Source organism: uncultured Dokdonia sp. (genome assembly GCF_947492535.1).
Taxonomy (GTDB): Bacteria; Bacteroidota; Bacteroidia; order Flavobacteriales; family Flavobacteriaceae; genus Dokdonia.
The window spans coordinates 45,033-66,034 of record NZ_CANLNH010000004.1 but is presented as its reverse complement, the minus strand read 5'-3'; the positions used below and the strand labels follow the sequence as shown (position 1 = coordinate 66,034).

At 34.9% G+C, this 21,002-nt stretch carries 20 protein-coding genes; 4 read left to right on the top strand and 16 right to left on the bottom strand.

Features of this window, described 5'->3' with window-relative positions:
- Positions 1–75: 75 nt before the first annotated feature.
- From Q1A60_RS06685 to Q1A60_RS06645, 9 genes are all read right to left on the bottom strand, one after another.
- Positions 76–1,794, bottom strand: coding sequence for an amidohydrolase family protein (locus Q1A60_RS06685; protein ID WP_299764249.1), 1,719 nt, complete (start codon positions 1,792–1,794; stop codon positions 76–78).
- A gap of 88 nt (positions 1,795–1,882) precedes the next feature.
- Positions 1,883–2,986 carry a cupin domain-containing protein gene (locus Q1A60_RS06680; RefSeq protein ID WP_299764251.1) on the bottom strand — a complete coding sequence of 368 codons (1,104 nt, stop codon included), beginning with the start codon at positions 2,984–2,986 and terminating at the stop codon, positions 1,883–1,885.
- 269 nt (positions 2,987–3,255) lie between these two features.
- Entirely contained in the window at positions 3,256–3,897 is a 642-nt protein-coding gene (locus tag Q1A60_RS06675) for a peroxiredoxin (protein ID WP_299764253.1), read from the bottom strand.
- A 98-nt stretch (positions 3,898–3,995) separates the two neighbouring features.
- A complete protein-coding gene (locus tag Q1A60_RS06670) occupies positions 3,996–5,357 on the bottom strand; it encodes a hypothetical protein (protein ID WP_299764255.1) in 1,362 nt (453 codons plus the stop codon).
- A gap of 247 nt (positions 5,358–5,604) precedes the next feature.
- On the bottom strand, positions 5,605–6,591 hold the full coding sequence (locus Q1A60_RS06665) for a carboxypeptidase-like regulatory domain-containing protein (protein ID WP_299764257.1): 987 nt from the start codon (positions 6,589–6,591) through the stop codon (positions 5,605–5,607).
- Positions 6,592–6,611: 20 nt separating this feature from the next.
- Positions 6,612–7,283, bottom strand: coding sequence for a TonB-dependent receptor plug domain-containing protein (locus Q1A60_RS06660; protein WP_299764259.1), 672 nt, complete (start codon positions 7,281–7,283; stop codon positions 6,612–6,614).
- A gap of 10 nt (positions 7,284–7,293) precedes the next feature.
- Positions 7,294–7,620 (bottom strand): hypothetical protein, encoded by a 327-nt coding sequence (locus tag Q1A60_RS06655; protein ID WP_299764261.1) that lies wholly within the window; start codon positions 7,618–7,620, stop codon positions 7,294–7,296.
- On the bottom strand, positions 7,617–8,096 hold the full coding sequence (locus tag Q1A60_RS06650) for a sigma-70 family RNA polymerase sigma factor (RefSeq protein ID WP_299764262.1): 480 nt from the start codon (positions 8,094–8,096) through the stop codon (positions 7,617–7,619). The genes Q1A60_RS06655 and Q1A60_RS06650 overlap by 4 nt, the downstream gene beginning before the upstream one ends.
- 375 nt (positions 8,097–8,471) lie before the next feature.
- Positions 8,472–9,998, bottom strand: a complete 1,527-nt coding sequence (locus Q1A60_RS06645) for a T9SS type A sorting domain-containing protein (protein ID WP_299764264.1) — start codon at positions 9,996–9,998, stop codon at positions 8,472–8,474.
- A gap of 304 nt (positions 9,999–10,302) precedes the next feature.
- On the opposite strand from Q1A60_RS06645, the gene ssb reads away from it, so the two are divergent.
- The gene (ssb, locus tag Q1A60_RS06640; protein ID WP_299764266.1) at positions 10,303–10,638 is read left to right on the top strand and encodes a single-stranded DNA-binding protein; all 336 of its coding nucleotides are present in this window, start codon (positions 10,303–10,305) and stop codon (positions 10,636–10,638) included.
- 115 nt (positions 10,639–10,753) lie between these two features.
- On the opposite strand, the gene Q1A60_RS06635 is transcribed toward ssb, so the two are convergent.
- Positions 10,754–12,100, bottom strand: a complete 1,347-nt coding sequence (locus tag Q1A60_RS06635; protein WP_299764268.1) for a hypothetical protein — start codon at positions 12,098–12,100, stop codon at positions 10,754–10,756.
- A gap of 91 nt (positions 12,101–12,191) precedes the next feature.
- On the opposite strand from Q1A60_RS06635, the gene Q1A60_RS06630 reads away from it, so the two are divergent.
- Positions 12,192–12,314 carry a hypothetical protein gene (locus Q1A60_RS06630; protein ID WP_299764270.1) on the top strand — a complete coding sequence of 41 codons (123 nt, stop codon included), beginning with the start codon at positions 12,192–12,194 and terminating at the stop codon, positions 12,312–12,314.
- A gap of 54 nt (positions 12,315–12,368) precedes the next feature.
- Here the strand turns inward: Q1A60_RS06630 and Q1A60_RS06625 are convergent, their stop codons facing one another.
- The 6 genes from Q1A60_RS06625 to vgrG form a co-directional block, all read right to left on the bottom strand.
- Positions 12,369–13,013 (bottom strand): response regulator transcription factor, encoded by a 645-nt coding sequence (locus Q1A60_RS06625; protein ID WP_299764272.1) that lies wholly within the window; start codon positions 13,011–13,013, stop codon positions 12,369–12,371.
- Positions 13,010–14,971 carry a sensor histidine kinase gene (locus tag Q1A60_RS06620; protein WP_299764275.1) on the bottom strand — a complete coding sequence of 654 codons (1,962 nt, stop codon included), beginning with the start codon at positions 14,969–14,971 and terminating at the stop codon, positions 13,010–13,012. Before Q1A60_RS06620 ends, Q1A60_RS06625 begins: the two co-directional genes overlap by 4 nt.
- Before the next feature lie 135 nt (positions 14,972–15,106).
- Positions 15,107–15,463, bottom strand: a complete 357-nt coding sequence (locus Q1A60_RS06615; RefSeq protein WP_299764277.1) for a hypothetical protein — start codon at positions 15,461–15,463, stop codon at positions 15,107–15,109.
- Positions 15,464–15,772: 309 nt separating this feature from the next.
- A complete protein-coding gene (locus tag Q1A60_RS06610) occupies positions 15,773–16,522 on the bottom strand; it encodes a hypothetical protein (RefSeq protein WP_299764279.1) in 750 nt (249 codons plus the stop codon).
- A gap of 168 nt (positions 16,523–16,690) precedes the next feature.
- A complete protein-coding gene (locus Q1A60_RS06605) occupies positions 16,691–16,990 on the bottom strand; it encodes a PAAR domain-containing protein (protein ID WP_299764281.1) in 300 nt (99 codons plus the stop codon).
- A 9-nt stretch (positions 16,991–16,999) separates the two neighbouring features.
- Positions 17,000–18,805, bottom strand: coding sequence for a type VI secretion system tip protein VgrG (gene vgrG, locus Q1A60_RS06600; RefSeq protein ID WP_299764283.1), 1,806 nt, complete (start codon positions 18,803–18,805; stop codon positions 17,000–17,002).
- Between the two features lie 194 nt (positions 18,806–18,999).
- Here vgrG and Q1A60_RS06595 point away from each other — a divergent pair, with 194 nt between their 5' ends.
- Positions 19,000–19,494, top strand: coding sequence for a biotin/lipoyl-containing protein (locus Q1A60_RS06595; RefSeq protein WP_299764285.1), 495 nt, complete (start codon positions 19,000–19,002; stop codon positions 19,492–19,494).
- A 61-nt stretch (positions 19,495–19,555) separates the two neighbouring features.
- Entirely contained in the window at positions 19,556–20,998 is a 1,443-nt protein-coding gene (gene accC, locus Q1A60_RS06590; RefSeq protein ID WP_299764397.1) for an acetyl-CoA carboxylase biotin carboxylase subunit, read from the top strand.
- The last annotated feature ends 4 nt before the right edge of the window (positions 20,999–21,002 follow it).

Here is a 21,002-nt window from a genome sequence, read left to right as displayed (position 1 = left end):
TAATAATCACATCTTACTTTACTAGTTGATGTGTTTTACTTCATATGACTTGTAATCATATTCAAAGTATTATCATTATTCCAAAAAAGTAACTTTTGAAATTTTACCATTTTCTATTTCATAGATAGCAACAACATCAGAGTATTGATCTCCAAAACGTACATGTTCTCTGTCTATCACCTTATTTCCGATAACGATACGTTTCTTGATCTCACAATAAAGGTTTGGAACACGCTTAAACATAGCATTAAATTGATTTCGTAAAGCCTCTTTTCCTTTTGATCCAGGTTCATTAGGAAAATTAAAGAACTCAACATCATCTGCATAGGTTGCTATGAAAGCGTCTATATCTCTTGCGTTATATGCATTGACTTGACGTTGTACAATTTGCTCTGGTGTTTCTTTTATAATATCAGAAACTTTTAAAATTGCTCCATCTTTAATAACTGATTCTATTGTAGTAAGGTTCTGAATATCTGTTATTGGGTTTTCATCAAGTATAATGATATCTGCTACTTTCCCTTCTTTAATACTACCTAATATGTTTTCTAAACCGAAACCACGCGCCGCATTTATAGTAGCTGCTTTTAATAATTGTAAACTAGTGAGCCCTCCTTTTTCCATGGCCTCAATTTCTTGTAGATAAGAAGAAGCATGCATCGTACCTATATTCCCTGCATCAGTGCCTGTAGCAATATTAACTCCTTGCTCTTGTAAGAATTTGAGATTCTTATTCATAAGAACTGTATTTGCATCATAATACTTTAGAAAACCATCTGTATTCCCTTGAAAACGTTTTAAAACAGCTGGCATTGTTTCTTTAGTATAACGTTGTACGTCTGTAAGAGAACGATATGTTTTAGGGTTGGCAAAATTTAAATCTTGCGCATGATTACTCGGTGTTCCTGTAAAAGAAGTAAAGTAATTTTTTGAGACAATTAATGTAGGTACATAGGTAACATTATTCTCTTTAAGTAATTGGGCAAATTCTTCTGTGACTTCTTTATCATCAACACTATGTACAAGAATATCTGCTCCTGCTTTTACTGCTAATATTGCTGTGTTGAGCTGAGTTGCATGCACTGCAAGCTTAAGACTATTATCATGGGCTAGTTGAGCAATATGTTTTACAATAGGGTAGGTCTTCTCTGCGGGTATTTCTGGGCTAGCAATGTACCAGATTTTAATAAAATCTGGTTTATAGGGTAACATTTTATTGAATAGTGCTGTTGCATCTTCTATCGAAGTGATTTTTGCGATGGGCACATCAGCTGTTTTTGCAAGCGCTTCTGGTTGATACGGAGAAAATAATGGTCCTGTAACATATACATTAGGAGATGTATTCTCTGCAGCAATAGTATCGCGAACTTTAAAATTAGAAAAAGGTCCACCTACATCCATTACGGTAGTGATTCCTAAGCGCAAGTAACGTTTAAAACTATCATTAACGAGTTCTTCTGCAAATGCAAGCTCTTCTTCATACGAAACGACACTGGTTAGATCAATTGCATCGGGACGTGTGTATAAACTTCCTGTTTGGAAAAAATGAATATGAGTATCTATCATTCCTGGCATTAAGTATTTACCATTTACATCAATGACCTGATACTTATTTTTATTTTTTAAGGCTTTTTTACTGATTTTAGTAATCACCCCATTTTCGATAAGCAACTGTTGTTTTTCTACTAATTCTCCAGTGTGCACATCTATAATTGTAGCATTATTAATCATCAGGTTTTGCGCATACAAAGAGTACGATAGCAAAGCCATACAAACAAGAAAACTATATTTCATAATTAATTTTTAAGACCTAAAGGTAAGAAATCCGTTTAAAGGATAAAGAGTCTTTTTTACTATCATTAAATTTTCAAAGAAAACTATTTTAATATAGTGTAGTCTCGAAATTTCCTGGCAGTGCTACTTCCAGCAGTTCTAAATCTTCAGAGATGTTTTTAAAGCAATATTTCATCTCCGGAGGGATGACAAAAGCGTCACCTTGAGTAAGTGATTGCGTTTCTTGATTTTCTGCTTCTAATGTCATCGATCCAGATAGGATAAAGCTAAATAGAATATCTGTGGTATGACTTACAGGTGGTGTTTCTCGTAATGCCTGAACGGCCTGTATTACCTGTACAGAAGCATCTCCTTGGGTTGCTTCTTTAATTCCGCTTTCGCGAAAGCGGAAACCCGATAAACGCCAATCGTCCCAAACGGCATCTTTTAATTGATGATGACAAAAACGTTGCCCCTGAAAAAGCCTATCAGGATTATAGGTCTTTGTTGGGAGTTCTAATTCGTGGTCAATGGTTGTCATATGCTCGGCGGGAACTCCTATCTCAATCACTTCTAGATTATCTGAAGCTTCCAATACACGATGCCGTATTTCTGGAGGTTGGGTGACACAATCGCCTGCGTGTAAAATAAATGGAGGACCTTGGTCTTCATATACCAATTTCACCCATCCGCTTTTACAGAATATTAATTGAAATCCAATGGTATGATAATGTACCATATCGGGTACCGGACCGCCATTAGGGATTCTAATATGAGAGGCGATAATACTACCACCCAATCGATCGGGGATAAGGTCGCGATATAACATTCCAGCACGACCAATCACCCAAGATTCGCCTTCCGTAAGTTTGCGTACTTCAAAATGATGTTTTGTACTTGGGGTTACTAGCGTTTGGGTTCTAGGTAAGATATGAATCACAGCACCGTTGGGTGCTGTGAGTTCTGTTTTTCCTTGTGCAATGGTTTCTGGATAATCTGTAATTATATTGATAACCGCAGGCGGGCTCACGACTCTTTTATCTAATACCATATGCATTCCAAATCCAGAAAGCATCGCTACCGCAGGATTGTCTGCTGGGAAGATTTTATCTAAGCGAAATCCGAGTTGGATAAAAAAATCCATATCAGCTGTTAGGTCTTCTGAAGGCAAACGCACCTGTGCGTAAGATTGGTTTGGATGGTATGTGCTCACTATTTTTCCTTATTTTTATAGTATGGAACAAAATACTAATATTATTGATTTTGATTATGTTGATGCTAGAAAAGCATCTTCTTCTTACATAAAATTCTTTGCTTTTCTAATAGTCTTCATTATCATATTTGTCCCTATGTATGAGTTCATTCCTGGTCATGGACCTACTATAGTTACAAGAAGTTGCTTTGTCATTGGGTAACACTATTTATCTCTAAAAAAGAAACAAACTCCCGCCCCTGCCTGCCGGCAGGTTCGCGGGAATGATTTTACTCAATATTAGGTTGTGGGGTGAGTCTAAGATACGGTTTTACTTCTGTATGTCCTTTAGGAAATAGTTCTGGGATTTGCTCATTGGTTACTGAAGGTACAATAACGCAGTCATCGCCTTGTTTCCAGTTGGCAGGTGTGGCAACTTTATAGTAGGCTGTTAATTGCAAAGAGTCTACGACACGTAACAATTCATCAAAATTTCTTCCCGTGGCTGCTGGATACGTAAGGGTTAGTTTTACTTTTTTATCTGGTCCAATTAAGAATACAGAACGTACTGTAAGGGTATTATCTGCATTGGGATGAATCATACCGTAAAGATTAGCTACTTTTTTATCCTCATCTCCTATTATTGGGAAGTTTACAGTGGTGTTTTGCGTTTCATTAATATCTTTAATCCATCCATGGTGTGACGCAACTCCATCTACACTTAGTGCAGCAACTTTTACATTACGTTTATTGAATTCGTCTGTATATTGTGCTACAGTTCCTAATTCTGTAGTACATACAGGTGTATAGTCTGCGGGATGTGAAAATAAAATCCCCCAACTATCTCCTAACCATTCGTGAAAATTGATATCTCCTTCGGTTGTAGGTGCGGTAAAATCTGGTGCGATGTCTCCTAATCTGATTGTGCTCATTTTTTTAAGTTTTAGTTTCTTTTATAGCTAGAAACTTGGTCGCAACAATCATTGAAAGTTATCAGAAATACGCAGATATATTTTTTAGTAAACTAGGATTAGTAACAGCCGTCTAACATTTTGATAGTCTGCTCAATATTAGACCATTTTTCATAAGAACGTTGATCGCCTCGATCTAATGAAAGATATTCATAACATCCTTTTAAGAGCGGTTCCATTAACGTTTTATATTTTGCTTTATAAATCACCGTTTCTTCTCCTGATTTTTTATTTAAAATAATCCATTCTTTATTATAAAGTCCTCCTTCGCTATTACGCACTTCATAACCAGCTAATGCAAGATTTAGTGCGTTTATATTATTTTTTAAGGATTCGTTATCGCTCTTTTCTTGAAGTTCTTCTGCAGTAGTATATCCGCTTAGTTTTACAAGGCCATCACGTATTCCTATTAAATCTTCAGGTGGTGAATTTGCAATGATACTATCCATACGAGTTTCGTAACCATTCTTTTTGGCATCTTTTTTTGCAATTCCTTGTGCAGCTGCATTTGTCCCTATGGCAACTGTTTCTTTTACTAATCCTGTTAAAAATTTATTGGTTGATGTAGGATAGGGGTTTCTAAATAGTTGAAACGTATCTCCAGAGAAATCTTCTTGGACAAACGTGTCTTTATACGCTACATATTTTTTGGTTTTTCCTTTTATCTCTTGAGAAAAAGAAGTTAATGTACTAGGCACATACTCGGTCATGGCGCCTTTGTCATCTTTAAAAATAATTTTATTACTATAAAATTTTTGATTGCTTACCGTTGATATTTCCCCTTCTTGCATTCCTGTTTTTGTTTGAATACTGCCAGGATAAAATTTATTTGCTTGTTTTTCTAGATTTTCTTGTACCACACTTTCTTCACTAACCGTATACCCATATCTTGCTACTTCTGAAATATCGCCTTTATACCTCTTATCTCCTTTTACCTGATAATTACTAAGAACACCATCTTTTCTTCTTAGTTTTAATAGGCCATCATAACGGGTTCCATTTTTTAAAATGACATAGCCATCTCTAGGTTGTGTGCTTGTAATCTTTTTATTCATAACCACTCCCATATCTCTCCATTCATACATACTCTCAGGGCTATCATTGATAGGTCCATTTGCTGAAGTACTTTGTCCGTTTGCATTTATTTTCCTAAGAAGTCCATACGATTTTAGTGCTGCAATAGGAAATTCTATTTTTTTTCCTTCTCCCTCAAAAATCACTTCTTCCACCGTATTCTCAGAGCCTTTTAACACAATGACTCCTTCTAATCGTTTCCCAGATTTTAGTACTACGTATCCATCTTCGGCTGCTGTTTTTCCTCTCTTCCAGGTATAGTCACTTAATGGAGTTGTACTCTCTTGCGCTAGTAATGGATTACTAAAAACAAAAAAGAATATGAATAAGGATAGTAGCTGTTTCATGGTTATATATATTTATTGCAAAATATATAAAAAATAGAAAACCTTATTTATGGCTCATATTCGTGATTTAGACAAGATTAAAAGCACGTTTACACCTATTATGTGCATATTTTCATTTTTACACCTGAATTCTGAATTTTGAGAATCTAGTACGAATTGGTATCCCTAATTTAGGATTTCCAGAGATTACAGTATTAAAAATAGTAGGTTGTTATTATACGCTTTCGCGAAAGCGGAATTAAAAAAATCACAACCCGTAATCTAATGGAAGAGCATCTCCTAAACGTTGTTGTCCCATAAGTCCACTAAAAACTAATGCATCTGGAGGGTAGAAATTTCCGAAGCCATCAATGGTGTAATGGGTATATTTAGGGCGTACATTAGAGCGTTTTTTATTGTCATATAAAATGGCAACGGGACCTGTAAGTTGTACTTTCTTAATGCCTAAGGTATCGCTTACTATAAAGTGTATTTTAGGATATGTTGGGAATCCTTTTTTATAAATAGCAAAGTCTTCTTCATCCCATTTTTCTGTTGCTACTGTTCGCATAAAATGCAAGGAAGAGCCTTCAAATACTTCTTGTCTTCTTTTCTTATATTTTCTGATGTCTTTTTTTTCATCAACAAAGAAGCTAGTACCTGCATAATAGGATTGTTGCACATCAAAAGGGGATATAGATTTTCTGAAATAGGAAATTTTACAGTCGTATAAACGGAAACGTATTTCATATCCTAGATATGGGTTTTTTACACGTAATACCTCATTGGAGCTTACTATTAATTGATTTTTAGAAGCATTATAACGTAATCTAAGTGCCTCTTCATTAAGAATTTTGCAGGATTTTCCAGCTTTTGTGGTTCCTAAAAATTGCCTACGAAAAGCTATCAATAATTGTTCTCTTGTAAATAATGGTGTAGCTGTCACGACCACCTCATCAAGAGATTCTTCTTTAGGAGCTAGATAGATGGTCAATGGTTTTTTTCCAGATGCATTTAGTACAACATCTGTATATCCCAGATAGGTGACTACCAGTTGTGAAGTACTCGTGATGTCTGTATATAACGAAAACTCCCCTTGCTCATTAGTAATGCCTCCTATGGTAGTGCCTTCAAAATATACAGAGGCTCCAAGCAAGGGTTCTTTAGTTACACTATCGTATACCGTACCACGTACTGTTTGTGCATATAGACTTCCATAAAAAAGAAAACAAAAAGTATAGAATAATGTTTTCATATAACTATCTAGGTTACACCTTACTGTTTAAGTTTGATAACTACCACTCCGTTTTCACCATCTTTACCATAGGTTGTAGTTGCTGCTTTGCCTTTTATAACGTTAACACTCTCTATATTGTCTGGAGAAATGCCTAATAATCCTTTTTGAGCTTCTCCATTCACAAATTTTTTCTCTCCATTTTTATCAATAATTACATACATAGGGCTTTTACCATCTTTTGAAGCGCTACCTCGTAATACGATTCTTGGATTTTCACTAATTGGAGTTGTTAATTTAAAGGTAGAAATATCACTATCTTTTCTAAGCTCTTTGAGTTTTGATTGTTGACTTGTCGTGAGTTCGTTTTTGATTTTGATGAGCATTTTAAGTCGTTGACTTTTTAGCTTTTGTTCCATAGCTGAGATTTTGTCCATGGTCTCAAGTGCTGTTTTCTCGTCTACTTTACTTTCTGAAATGAGTTTATTAAGAGCTACTTGCATAGCATCTAAATCCCATTTTGTAGCATTGAATAGGGAAATGTTATCATTATAAATCTTTTTAATAGTACTGACTTGAGCTTCTGAAAGTTCTAATTCTGATCGATATTTCAATACCGTTTCTACAGGGAATAATTCGCTTTGAAATGTATCTTGTGCTGAGATGTTTCCGTATCCAGCAATGCATATTAATAGTATCAATAGGTGTTTCATTGTATATAATTTAATCGTTAAAATCGTTTATTAATGAAGCCGTTGAAGACTCCCAAGTAAAAACAGAAACGTCATTAGAGAGTAATACATCTGTTGTTATTTCTTGGTTTTCTAGACTGATGACCAATGTATCTTGTTCTGGTATTGTTTCTAATTTTTTATTCCATATCCCAAATCCTAGTATCAAGGAAGCAGCAATTCCTACCGGAATCATATACCGTATTTTTGATTTCCTTTTTTGAGGGTATACTGCTTCAAATTCAGGAATTGTATTTTTTAAATCTTCTTTGCGCATATCGTCAAAAAAGGATTTGATCTCTTTATTCTCTGTGCTCATACGTTCTCTTTTAATACTAAGGTTTTCATGGTTTCTTTTCCTCTTTCATAATGGGTTCGAATAGTACCTATATGTAATTGAGTAATGGTTGCTATTTCTGCTAGGGTCATCTCATGATAGAATGCTAATAACAGTACTTGGTGTTGTCGTTCTGGTAATTTTTCTAAAAGCTTTTTATAATCAATTGTATGAATCTCATAAGGTGTGTCTTCTATTCCTATTTTCACATTTTCTAAAGATTCATAGGTTTTTTTCTTTTTTAAATAATCTATTGCTGTAAACCGAATCACAGAAAATAACCATGTTTTGAATGTTGATTTTTCTTTATAAATCGCTTTCTTTTCTGCTATTTTTAAATAAGTGCGTTGTAACACTTCTTTTCCTTCTTCTTGATTATAATGACAACAGTGACTAGCCCATAAAAAAGCATCTTTATGGTGTTTCTTTAACAACTTGGCTAGCTCTTTTTTATTCATTGTTATCTATTAGTCTAGTCTAATGAGGGTCTATATGACATGAAAAGTAGTTTTTTTAGATTTAGAAGTGGTTACCCTATTAGATGAAGAGTAACAAAAAGCAATTTTAGATAGTCTATGTCTTCCAGACTGTCAAGGAACACCTTCTTCCACAGCTCCTGAAAACTGTTATTAAATGTAGCGAATTTCGGTTCGTTTTAATAACGGCTCTCTGTTTATATACAAAACGTATTGTATATAAATTAAATAACCCTGCTAAAAAGCAGGGTTATACATAGGTTGATTATAAAGGTAATACAATTATCTCTTAATGAAATAAATGATTATTATGGTTAAAGAGCTTACCGTTAGTAAGCTCTTTAAAAACATTGAACACTACTGTTTTATTAATCGTATGGTAGCTGTGTTCCCTATTTCACTAGCTATTTGGCCTATATACATCCCTCTAGGCAATGTGTTCATGTTTATTGTAAATGTATTTTGGTTTTCAATAGATCTCGTTACGACTGCACGCCCTAAAAGATCATATATAGTCATTGTTACTTGAGCTTGATTTTCTCCTAAATTGACAGTAAGAATATCATGTACAGGATTTGGGAAAGCTGTAATTTCTGTAGTAAATGTAGTTTCTTCTACACTTAAGATATCCGTATTGATATAAGTACGTACACCACCAAAAGCATCATTATTATTAGTTGGATCATAGAATGGTCCTCCAGAGACAATCACAGCTCCATCTCCACTTATTGCTATATCTGTTCCTAAAGCTTCAAAAATAATCTCTCCAAAAAATTCATCATTTAATACCCAATCACCATTCTGAAAGTTATATATTTTTATATTTCCAACATTCTCTATTCCATCTCCTATGAGAGGAGCTCCAAAAGCAATCGTATTACCATCATCTGTAATACTTACAGATTCTCTATAGCCTTGAAATCCTAGTTCAGATTCTACTCTATTCCCTTTAAGCACAAAAACATCTCCTTCTCTTTGATACACTTCGATGTATGAAGGTTCTCCAATATCTAAATTTGCACTTGCCCCAACAATAAGTGTATTTCCATCAGGAGTAATTTCTAGATCGCTTCCTAAAAATGTTTCTAGATCACCAATGACTCGATTCCCTAATTGCATCCATGTGTCTGAAGTATCATCATATTCATAAATATCCATACCACCTTGAACAGCACTGTCAGTTCCTCTTTGAATTCCTACAATTAATATAGAACCATCTTCGTCTAAACTAACTGATTCTCCAAAACGTAAATCATTTGTAGTATTTCCGCCTAGTACTTGACCAAACTGCACCCAATCATTCCCATCGTATCTAAATGTATAAACCAAACCTTCATCGGCACCATTCGGAATTAAAAAAGGTCTTCCTACTGCGACAGTTGTTCCGTCTGAACTTATACTTACGCCTCCCCCAAAATAAGATCCAGATCCAGGATTTACAATATCTGTCCCTAGTTGCGTGTATGAATTATCTTCTTGTCTTTCATATACAGATACGATGCCTCTATTTTGAACTACATCAAAAGATAACTTTGGATTGCCTATAACTAGTCGACTTCCGTCATAGCTAAGTTCAATTTCTTCTCCAAATCTTTGTTCAAGATCTCCATCAGGAACCACTGGAGAATCTATACGATCAATCTCCGTCCAATTAACCCCGTTACGTTCATAAATTATAACAGGGGCAGGTAGGTCTGCATTTGCTGAGCTTCCTCTCGAAAACTGTCCAGCTGCCATGTAATTCCCATCTCCACTAATAGTAACTGATTCCCCAAAAAAGGCTAAAGGAGATTCTCCTACTATAATATCTCCAACTTCTGTCCATTGCGCAGAAGTCATGCCTGTAATTAACAAGCATATTGCTAAAAGTAATTTTGTTTTCATGATCGTCTTTTAAATATCAATAACCCTATTGACGGTTGACTTATCAAAAACTAACATTTCTCAATTATTTTTTAATTTTTAAATAACTGAATTTCAAAATTATAAACGATACAAACGACTACAAACATTTGTAAACGAAAGTAAGTGCTTAGTAACCGAATCTATGCTGATGCTCATCGTATGTTTGCCTTGTTCAAAATCAATACTACATTTGATAAGAACAATGAGCTCTTCAGAACAGGTCTGAAGATGTAGATATATAACTAATTTCTTGAGCAGATCTCAAGAAGAAAACACACACATTATGAACTTAAGAAACAAAGTACAGTTAATTGGAAACTTAGGAAACGATCCAGAAATCATCAACTTAGAATCTGGTAAAAAACTAGCTAAATTTTCGATTGCTACCAATGAGACGTATAAAAACGCTCAAGGCGAAAAAGTAACAGATACACAATGGCACAACATCGTCGCTTGGAACAAAACCGCCGATATCATTGAGCAATACGTTACCAAAGGAAGAGAAATTGCGATTGAAGGAAAACTAACCTCTCGTAGTTATGAAGATACAGAAGGTATTAAACGCTATGTGACGGAGGTGGTTTGTAATGAATTATTATTACTAGGAAATAAGGCATAAGCTGTTTACAAATATGAATAGAGGCACCATATCGGGTGCCTCTATTTGTTTTAGTGAGATAATTTGCTTCTAAATAATGGATATATGTCCGAAGCAAAACATATATCTTATTGACTTATTCTGTTTTTTGTTTTGGAATATTGCATCCCATTCCATTCCATGGATACAAACCAGCTGGCAATGCTTCTTCTACAGTGATTAATGGTAAAAAGACTTCTGCATCCATCGCAACAGCACCGCCTTGTAAATTCAATCCAAAAATACTTCTTAACTGATTGGCTCCTGTATTTGGAACTGTAACTGCAGCATCTACTGCAGCCCTACTTACTTCTTGACGTCCTGCATATATTTCTGCCCACCTCTCTGCAACTGCAATTTGAATAAGCAATCCTTGATTTCCATCACTCTCTGGCCCTAAATGCATCGCTTCATCCACAATATCTGCAACGGCCATTTTATCATTTACTTCTCTATAATCATACTTACTATTTCCTGTAAATAAATTATTCATCATCGTGAGTTTTGCTCCTTTGTTATAAAGTCCGCCCATATGACCGTATCCAAATACATTATTTTCTACAGTAGCATATAGATTCTGATCAAAGGCCATGGCATCACCTCCATAAGATGCAATCGCATCATGTTTCCAAGTAAATAATGACGTATTACGTCTAATGGTAAACTGCGGAATCTTTTTTTCATCAGAGCCTACATAGCCCGTTCTTGCATGAATCCCATAACCTGTATTATTTATTGTAAAATTATTTTCAATTACACCTTTTCCTCCAGCAAATACTCGTACAGAAATAGCGCCTTCAGTTGGTGCTGTATTCATCACTACACAGTTGCGAACATTAATATTTGTATAATGACTGCCTACAATGACAATGCCTCCAGATTCTGGCGAAGGGTTTTGTTGAGATTTTGGACTTGCCTTTCTACGTATGGCTAGATTTTCGTTTTTATGATATCTGTTACGAGGTCCGTTATCGATAATAATCCCATCTACGACAATGACAGATCCTGTAGATTTTTGTCCATTACTCTCCCGTTGTTGATCTGTTCTGATATAAATTCTTGGGTCTGTTAATTTCATGTATTCATTAACGCCTGTAAAAATTGTTTTATGAGCATCCCAAGGATCTCTTATAGAAAATGTCGTATCATAACCTCCATAGATTTGCACAGGAACATTAATTTCATCAGCGCCTCTTTTTCCTTTACTCATATAGATTCCTTCGGCGATATGAATACGGTCATTTGGTTTTAAATGATGAATGATATTTCCTAAATCTTTTGCGGGACGTTCTTTGGTTCCTAACTGTCCAGAGCCTGTGTTTTTACTCACATACCAATCTCTTCCTTGGTTTGAAAAATTACGAGATGTATTTTGAGCATGTATTGTTGAAATGGTAAAAATCGTTAGTAATAAAATGCTAAGAGATTGCATTATTCTTTTCATAACTTGATGGTTTTGTGTTCGTAACTCATCACGAAACTACTTTTAAAGTGTTAAAGATGCCTCTAAGAAAACGAGGAGCTCAAAAAAATATATGAATTCCCATAGACTGACGTGTATTCATAAAGCACCTCGTTATTATGCCTTTTTCAAGTTATTTAGTATTGCTGTTTTATACGCTTTCGCGAAAGCGTACAAAGCCACATTTGCTTTTTAATATTAACGGACCAACACGTTGCTATCATTATAGTATTGCAGCCGAAGAAAAACATTATTTATGAAGATCGTATTCTAATGACACTCGTACAAGACCTGCTGTATTTCTTGTACCTGTCTTGATGAGCATATTTCGTCTATGCGTTTCTACAGTTCCAAAACCAATAAATAATTTATCTGCAATTTCTTGTGTAGTATGTTCATTAATAATCAATAAGAGCACCTCTTTTTCTCTTCTAGATAGTTTTGGAAATAGGCTTTCGGAATCTTTATTCTTTTTAGAATTCGTCATGGTATTTATGACAATTTCATTAGCTGTTTTGTCTAAATACATCTTGCCCTCATTCACTGTTTTGATGGCAGTGATCAACTCTTCTTTACTCGCATTTTTAAGTACATAGCCTTTTGCACCATTACTCAACATCATTTTGATGAGGCTACTTTCTTTATGCATTGTAATGGCTATTATTTTTAAATCAGGATGTGATTTTTTTAATATTTTGCAGGTATCAATTCCATTTGTTCCAGGCATATTAATGTCCAGCAAAACTACATCAACATTATAGTTGTTTATATTTTTAATAGCATGATCTCCGCTTAATTCATGTCCAACAACCACAATATCCTTTTCAGGTTTTAATAGCAATTTAAATCCTTCTATGACCATTTCATGATCGTCAACAATTAAAACGTTAATCATACTTTTGGAATATTAATGGTTATTGTTGTTCCTTTTCCTATGCTTGTGTCCCAATCAATAACACCGTCTAAAAACTTTACTCTGCTATTAATACTTTTTAAACCTACCCCATCTTTTACAATAGCATCCTCATAATTAAATCCATGACCATCATCTTCAATAATTAATCCGATACCTTCATCGATTCCAAAAATCTGAATAAGTATGCTTTTGGCATTTGCATGCTTCCTGATATTTGATATAATTTCCTGAATTAATCGATACAACATTGATTGTTTTGCTTTAGGGACTTCGCTTGGAAACTTCTTTATTTCTAGCTCGACTTCAAATCCTTCCATTTGAAGAGTCTCAACCAAATCCTCTACAGCACCAGGAACCCCAGAAATAGTTAATGCATGCGGAATCATATTATGAGAAATACGTCTTACTTCTGTACAGGCTTCATCAATTAATTCATTTGTTTTCTGAGTAATATTAAGCTCTTCTATCATTTTAACCTCATTTTGCACAGCATTAAAATGTGCTTTTACAGTGCTTAATAATCCTCCTAAACTATCGTGTAAATCTTTAGCAATACGTATACGTTCTGTTTCCTGTCCTTCAATCATTCCATTTAAGGCAAGTAGTTTATTTTCTTGTTGTAATTCTATTACTTTTTGTTTGTGGATAGCTTCTTTCTGGGACGTCATCGTTTTTTGATAACGTAATCGTTTTCTAAAAAAAACACTGGTTACCAAGAGTAATATACCCAAAGCTACCAATCCTCCAATTAATTGTATTTTCTGACTGTTTCTTTTTTGAATATCTAATGCTTGCTGTGCAATTTGGTGGTCTTTTTTTTCAGCTTCAAATTTTACTTCAAGATTTGCAACATTCTTTCGCATTTTCTCAGAAAGGATACTATCACGTATTTGGACTTCTTTGTTTTTATAATAGAAAGCCCCTTCATAATCTTTAAGATCAATATGATTCTTTACGAGTGCTTGGTATATACCTATTAAAAAGTGAGGTTTCTGTACACCTAATATTTTATTTTCTGCATTTTTAAGATACTGGATACCTTCTTCATACCTGTTTTCTGTTGCATAAATTCTTACTAAGGTTTCTGTAGAATGATATAAAGAATTGATCTGATCTAAACTATCACTTAAATGCACAATTTTCTTGTATTTCGGGATGTTCTCTTTCTTAATTTCATCTTTAAAGAGACTTTTTACAGAGATGTGACCTGAAGGCACATCGGGATCTTTATTATCATAATGGGCAGATAATAATTCTATAAATTTGATTTGATCTTCAGGATAATTACCTGCTTCTGTAAAGAAATAGGCGATAGTGTATAAAGCAAAACCTTTTTGTTTAGGATTTGGAGTGTTCTTTATGTTTTCCCACATTAACCGATAATAATAAGCTGCAGCATCTAGATTCCCTAAAGATCCTTGTACCAACCCTCTATTGTAATATACATTCCAGAGCCAACCTCTGTTTTTCTCACTATTCTCAGCAATGGCTTCTGCAATATTTAAATGATAAGTTGCACTATCCAACTGACTCTTAAAGTGATGTGCCCCAGCTATAGAATTATGGTAATACACTACCATTCCTTCTATTCCATTTTTCTGAGCCAATTTGAGTCCTTTATTCCTATATGACAAAGCAGCATCCATTTGCCCTGTTTTTCCTAGATTTCTACCAAATCCTTTATACAAAAACATTCTAGCAAGCTCAGTACTGTCTCTAGAAATTGCATACTCAAAAATCTTTTCACCCTCTTCTCCAGAAGCTCTAGATATTAAATCAGATAAATCTTCATAAGCATTAAATACCGTATCCTTTTTTGCTGCTTTAATAAGACTATCTACTTGGGTTTTATAGACCTCTTGACCATAAACGATTGTAACGCTTAACAGCGTTAAAAGAATAAAAAATGTATGCCTTTTGGTTATCGTAAATATCATATATAAGTAAAAAGAAACAACATTTATGTACTAGATAGCTGTCATTCTTAGTTTTAAAGATAGTAATATCTTATTATTCCATATCTGGTCATGGATGATCTTCTTTGATTGCTATAAGATAAAGCAGTACATACGCTATGTGTTACTTGTATACGTATTTTGCAAGTATGCTCCAATAGTTTCTTCCATGGCTTTGTACTCTTTCTTTTTGATTTGCATCATCACAATTAAAAAAAGAAAGCCCGTAATTAAAAAGAAAGCCATTCCAATAATAAATGGAATAAATATGCGGAGGTCTAGCATATTCAAATTCCCTACACAAATCATTTTTTGATTTTTGAGTTGCCCTACCACCACTTGGTTCATTCCTTGGGTAATACGAAGTGTTTTTTTATTTAAAAAAGCATTTTTTACACTGTATTCTGGAAAGTTGTCGGCTAATTTTTGTTTTAAATCTTCTATAGCTATCGTTTGAGAAAGTGTTAATTCCATAATAGATAGGTTTTGAATAAAATGCTCTTCTATGCTTTACGATGAACACGCCCCTTTTACGAGCTTAATTCATTACATAAAAAACATGCTATTATATTGTTATTACAATATACCGACAGAAAAAAAAGAAGGTATCTATTAATACCCTTAGTAGAAAAAAATCTATGATTTCGTAGAGTGAAAAATCTTACTAATATGATATAAAGTTATTTTTATACGCTTTCGCGAAATCGAACTCGTAAGACCTGCCTGCCTGTAGGCAGGTTCAAGACCTTTGGGAGAACGAAGCGTTAAAGCGTATACATCTCATTAATCCTCTATATCAGTCTCCAATACTTCTTTAAACTCCTTTCCTATAGTAATAAACTCCTCTATGAGCAAGAATTTATTTTTCTCTTTTAGAAGTTCTGAATCTATATTTTTTGAAACACAGAAATCAATAAATAAAGGTTTGAACTTATAAGGAATTTTTACGGTTTCTATTAAAAACCTATCATTAAGTATAGGGTCTTCTTTAAAAAGACCTATATACTGCTCTAACTTGATGGGGACAAAAGGTGTTGGTTTTGGTTTATCCTTTTTAATGAGTTTCCAAAGGCGTTTTCCAATATTTACAAAGTTTAAATTATTATTAGGATTTGAATTAAACTCATACTGTTCTGGATATAGTTCTATATGTGTTTTCATTTGTTGGTTAAAACTATCCTGTAATTCTTTTTCTTCAAACACAAATTCGGCTTCTTTTTTTATGATCACCTCATCCAGCTGATTTACTTTTCGCGTAAGCTCAATAACAATAGCTGTATAAGAAACTCCATCTTTTAAAACAATTATTTTCTCCTCATGGGTAAACACCTGAAAAGAAATAGAATCTTGAACACTTGCTGCAATCTTAAAACGACCTTCTTCATTTGAGACTGTTGCCATTTTAGTAGTTAGATTTTTTACAACAACGCCTTCTACAATGGTTTTATCATCATAAATAGTGCCTATAACACTTTGTGCCGTGACACATTGAGATATAAAAAATAGGAAAAAGAGAATGCGTAATTTATGCAATGATCTTATGGTACTGGTTAGAAAAATCAAGATAGATCATATCATAAAGCTAAACCTAGAAGAAAAGGTTAAAACATGATAAGATTTTCTTAAACAGATAGCATCTTTACTATCCGTTTTATTATAATTCTATCCTAAGAGCAGAATTCTAGTTCCAAATTTTATAAGTTACCCTCCTATCATAACCGTTAGATCACCTATCAAAATAGTACCTCCATGTGCTGTTGTATCTCCCATTCTAGCGGCAGGCATACCTTCAATCATCACAGATGAAGATCCTGAGACAATACTATCTGGAGGTCCTACACAAACTGCTATATCACCTACTCTAGCAGCAGGCAATCCACCTATTAAAACAGTAGGAGCGCCAGGTCCACTAATAGGACCTCCCACATGTGGTATTGGAGGATTCCCAGGCGTACTCATAGGACATTCGTGAAAATCAGTTAATCGTGCTGCTGGTTTCATATACATATTTTAATTAATCATCACCATGGCTGCCTTAAGTGTAAGTTCACCACCACCTACTACTTGAGCCGTTGCATTCCCTTCTGCACTATATTGTACGGCGGCAGATTGCTTAATGTTTAAAGCCGTTGTATTTATATCACCGCCTGACGCATCAATAGCAATACCTGTTGCTCCTTTTAATGTGATATTTTCCTGAGCATCAAATACAATATTGCTTGCGCTTTTTATAGTAATTCCTTCTTCTGACATAACGATACTATTGTCATTTTGGTCTTTAAGTGTCATTGTTTTATCTTGATCACTTAACACAATGGTATTGTTATTAGGTGTCTCTATAGAGAGTGCTTTTTGTGTATCATCAAAGGCTAGTTTAATTCCAGATTTTGACACAATAGCTTTAATACTATTGTCAGCATTGGGTTCTAATCCTGCTGCAGGTTGATTGTTAGGCGTACTATATAAGCTCCCCAGAATCACTGGAAAACGAGTGTTACTATCTACAAAGCCTACAATCACTTCATCTCCTATTTCCGGAAAGAAAAAAGCACCCGCTCCTGAGCTCGCATAAAAATTAGATAATCGTGCCCATAATACTTTATTATCTGTGTCAGACGTATGCAACATAGGAATATGTACTTGTACTCTAAATTGATTCGTGGGATCTGAGTCTATTTTTACAACAGTTCCATTATACAATCCCTGTATACCATTTGAACTTGCGTCCATTGCATTTCCTATCGTATTCTTTTCTGGAGTCACCCACTTTGGATCTATACCGATAACAACATAACTAAACCAATTCCCATCTGAAATACTATGTTTTACTCCGGACACAAAATGATCTCCGTTAAAACGATCACCAACACCTCTAAGAGTTATATAAGATCCAGGAATCACTTTATCAGAACCTAGAAATTTAACCTCACCTCGTATTTTTGAATACGCGCTTTTAGCGATTTCTGCTTGTGATAAACTAGTGAGTTCATCACTTTGAAGTGATGCCGAAGTTCCTGAAGTATACGTTTCTAATCCAACGACCTCAGAAAGTGTTTTGGAAGATAAATTTCCTGGTCCTGCATGATTATTTAATGCTTCCTGAGCACCTACAGACTGTGAAGAATACTCCCAAGCTTCTGTAGTCGCAGACGCTAGTTGATTTACTGCATTTAATGAGGCATTAAACGCTAGTATAGTATCTCCATACGTTGCTGTATGCACTGATGTCGTATCTGCATCAGGTTTTGCAACACTTACTTTACCATCCTTTGCAATCACCAAGCATCCATTAACTTCTGCGCGATAGCGTATAAAATCCCAATCTGTATATTGATACTGTACCATTTCTGGAAAGACAATAGAAGTAGCGGTCACATCACTTGATAAACCAGCATATGTTCCAATAATAGATGATATAATAGCACTATCTGTTTTCTGAGTGTAGATCTTACTTTTCTCTCCCACCGTCATTTTAATAGCTTCGTCATAACAGTCAACAATCAACATAGAGCCCTTTTCGTCAACCGCTATCGTTTGCTCCGTAATAATTCCTTTAAAAATTTGCTTATTTTGAGTATCATAACCAGCTTCTATTACAACTGTATTCCCGGGAACAAAAGTAGATGAAGAACTTACTGGAAAGTCTCCAGTACTTGCATTTCCATCTAGAATTTCAATACGAGCATGAGGAATTTCATTTACGTTAGTATCAATTTTAATCGAGTGTACGAGAACTGTATCTGGAATAGAGCTTCCTCCTACTTTAATAGTAAATGTAACTAGACCTCCTGTTTCAATATTAGTTGTGCTACTCATACAAGTATAGAATTTATAATTTAGGACACGATTTTATATAAAACAATCTTACACATAATTATTCAGTAAACAATAGGGGTTTATACGGGTATTTCGAAAACGCATTTCTCAAAAATTTCCGCTTCTTAAAAAGTTAAAAAAAATAGTCATTTGCCACTGGTATACTTATATTTATATCATCATAATGTAAACGCATGAGTAAGAACTATAAAACGACCGTAAACCAAGAATTTGAGTTTGACATTTCACAAGAAGCTCTCTCAGCGTTAGATGCGGTCAAAACCACCACAGGATATCATATCCTACAAGACAACACTTCATATAAAACCGAAATTGTCTCATCAGATTTTACTAAAAAAACATACCAAGTCCTCGTAAATAATAGAGCCTATGAGGTAGCTATTGCAGATGCTGTAGACATCCTTATTAAAGACATGGGCTTCTCGGTAGGAGCTTCCAAACAATCAAATGCACTCATGGCTCCTATGCCAGGGCTTATTCTTGATGTTCAAGTCACTGCAGGACAAGAAGTAAAAGAAGGAGACACCCTTCTTATTTTAAGTGCCATGAAGATGGAAAACAGTTTTGTTTCTCATATGGATGGTACTATAAAAGCAGTACATGTCACTAAAGATGACGCTGTAGACAAAGGACAACTTTTAATAGAATTTGAAGAAATAAATAATTAAAAAATAGCCTTATTATTCTCTTCCTTTGGGAGAGATGCCGAAGGCAGAGAGGGATATGGAGATTAAAAAAATATTAGTAGCAAACCGTGGAGAAATTGCCATTAGAGTAATGACTACGGCTAAAAAAATGGGCATCAAAACGGTTGCCATTTATTCCACTGTAGACCGTAATGCACCTCATGTACGATTTGCAGATGAAGCCGTTTGTGTAGGAGAAGCCCCTTCCAATCAATCGTATTTATTGGGTGATAAAATCATTGCATTTGCTAAAGAACTAAACGTTGATGCTATTCATCCTGGATACGGTTTTTTAAGTGAAAATTCCGCTTTCGCGAAAGCGGTTACAGAAAGCGGAATTATTTTTATAGGGCCTGAGCCTAAAGCCATCGAAGTGATGGGAAGTAAGCTGGCGGCTAAAGATGCCGTGAAAGCATATAATATTCCAATGGTGCCAGGTATAGACAAAGCCATTACTGATGTAGAAAAAGCCAAAGCTATTGCAAACGATATAGGATTTCCAATTCTTATCAAAGCCTCTGCTGGAGGAGGAGGAAAAGGAATGCGTGTTGTAAATGAAGAAGCAGAACTCGCATCACAAATGCAACTCGCCATTAGCGAAGCAACTGCCGCTTTTGGAGATGGGTCTGTTTTTATAGAAAAATATGTAGCCTCGCCTAGACACATTGAAATACAAGTCATGGCAGATACCTATGGAAATACAGTTCACCTTTTTGAAAGAGAATGTAGTATTCAACGTCGCCATCAAAAAGTAGTAGAAGAAGCTCCTTCTGCTGTTCTTAGTCCAGAACTAAGAGAAAAAATGGGGAATGCGGCAGTTCAAGTAGCCAAAGCTTGTGACTATCGTGGTGCAGGAACTGTAGAGTTTTTACTCGATGACCAACATAATTTCTATTTCTTAGAAATGAACACACGTCTTCAAGTAGAACATCCCGTCACCGAATTAATTACAGGCGTAGATCTTGTTGAGTTACAAATACGTGTGGCAAGAGGGGAAAAACTTCCGATCACACAAGAAAGTCTTTCCATAAAAGGACATGCGCTAGAACTACGTGTGTATGCCGAAGATCCATTAAATGATTTCTTGCCAAGTGTAGGTAATCTATCTACATACATCCTCCCAGAAGGAGAAGGCATTCGAGTAGATAACGGTTTTGAACAAGGAATGGATATTCCCATCTATTACGATCCGATGCTTTCAAAATTGATTGTATATGGAGCCACTAGAGAAGAAGCTATCGAATTGCTTTCATACGCTATAGATCACTACAAAATAGAAGGAGCACAAACTACGCTTCCATTTGGAAAATTTGTATGTGAGCACGAAGCATTCAGATCAGGGAATTTTGACACACATTTTGTAAAGAAATACTACTCGCCAGAAGCATTAAAGAAACAATACGAAGAAGAAGCAAAAATTGCAGCACTTATCGCTGTCAAGCAACACATACAAGAACAACACATATTACGCTTACCAACTGCATAAACCT

Coding starts and splice junctions, on each gene's coding strand:
- Q1A60_RS06655 (WP_299764261.1), bottom strand. CDS start 7,620: ATGAGCACAGAGAATAAAGAGATCAAATCCTTTTTTGACGATATGCGC.
- Q1A60_RS06670 (WP_299764255.1), bottom strand. CDS start 5,357: ATGAAACAGCTACTATCCTTATTCATATTCTTTTTTGTTTTTAGTAAT.
- Q1A60_RS06675 (WP_299764253.1), bottom strand. CDS start 3,897: ATGAGCACAATCAGATTAGGAGACATCGCACCAGATTTTACCGCACCT.
- Q1A60_RS06615 (WP_299764277.1), bottom strand. CDS start 15,463: ATGGAATTAACACTTTCTCAAACGATAGCTATAGAAGATTTAAAACAA.
- Q1A60_RS06665 (WP_299764257.1), bottom strand. CDS start 6,591: ATGAAAACATTATTCTATACTTTTTGTTTTCTTTTTTATGGAAGTCTA.
- Q1A60_RS06595 (WP_299764285.1), top strand. CDS start 19,000: ATGAGTAAGAACTATAAAACGACCGTAAACCAAGAATTTGAGTTTGAC.
- Q1A60_RS06620 (WP_299764275.1), bottom strand. CDS start 14,971: ATGATATTTACGATAACCAAAAGGCATACATTTTTTATTCTTTTAACG.
- Q1A60_RS06685 (WP_299764249.1), bottom strand. CDS start 1,794: ATGAAATATAGTTTTCTTGTTTGTATGGCTTTGCTATCGTACTCTTTG.
- Q1A60_RS06645 (WP_299764264.1), bottom strand. CDS start 9,998: ATGAAAACAAAATTACTTTTAGCAATATGCTTGTTAATTACAGGCATG.
- Q1A60_RS06660 (WP_299764259.1), bottom strand. CDS start 7,283: ATGAAACACCTATTGATACTATTAATATGCATTGCTGGATACGGAAAC.
- Q1A60_RS06635 (WP_299764268.1), bottom strand. CDS start 12,100: ATGAAAAGAATAATGCAATCTCTTAGCATTTTATTACTAACGATTTTT.
- ssb (WP_299764266.1), top strand. CDS start 10,303: ATGAACTTAAGAAACAAAGTACAGTTAATTGGAAACTTAGGAAACGAT.
- vgrG (WP_299764283.1), bottom strand. CDS start 18,805: ATGAGTAGCACAACTAATATTGAAACAGGAGGTCTAGTTACATTTACT.
- Q1A60_RS06605 (WP_299764281.1), bottom strand. CDS start 16,990: ATGAAACCAGCAGCACGATTAACTGATTTTCACGAATGTCCTATGAGT.
- Q1A60_RS06625 (WP_299764272.1), bottom strand. CDS start 13,013: ATGATTAACGTTTTAATTGTTGACGATCATGAAATGGTCATAGAAGGA.
- Q1A60_RS06630 (WP_299764270.1), top strand. CDS start 12,192: ATGAATTCCCATAGACTGACGTGTATTCATAAAGCACCTCGTTATTAT.
- Q1A60_RS06650 (WP_299764262.1), bottom strand. CDS start 8,096: ATGAATAAAAAAGAGCTAGCCAAGTTGTTAAAGAAACACCATAAAGAT.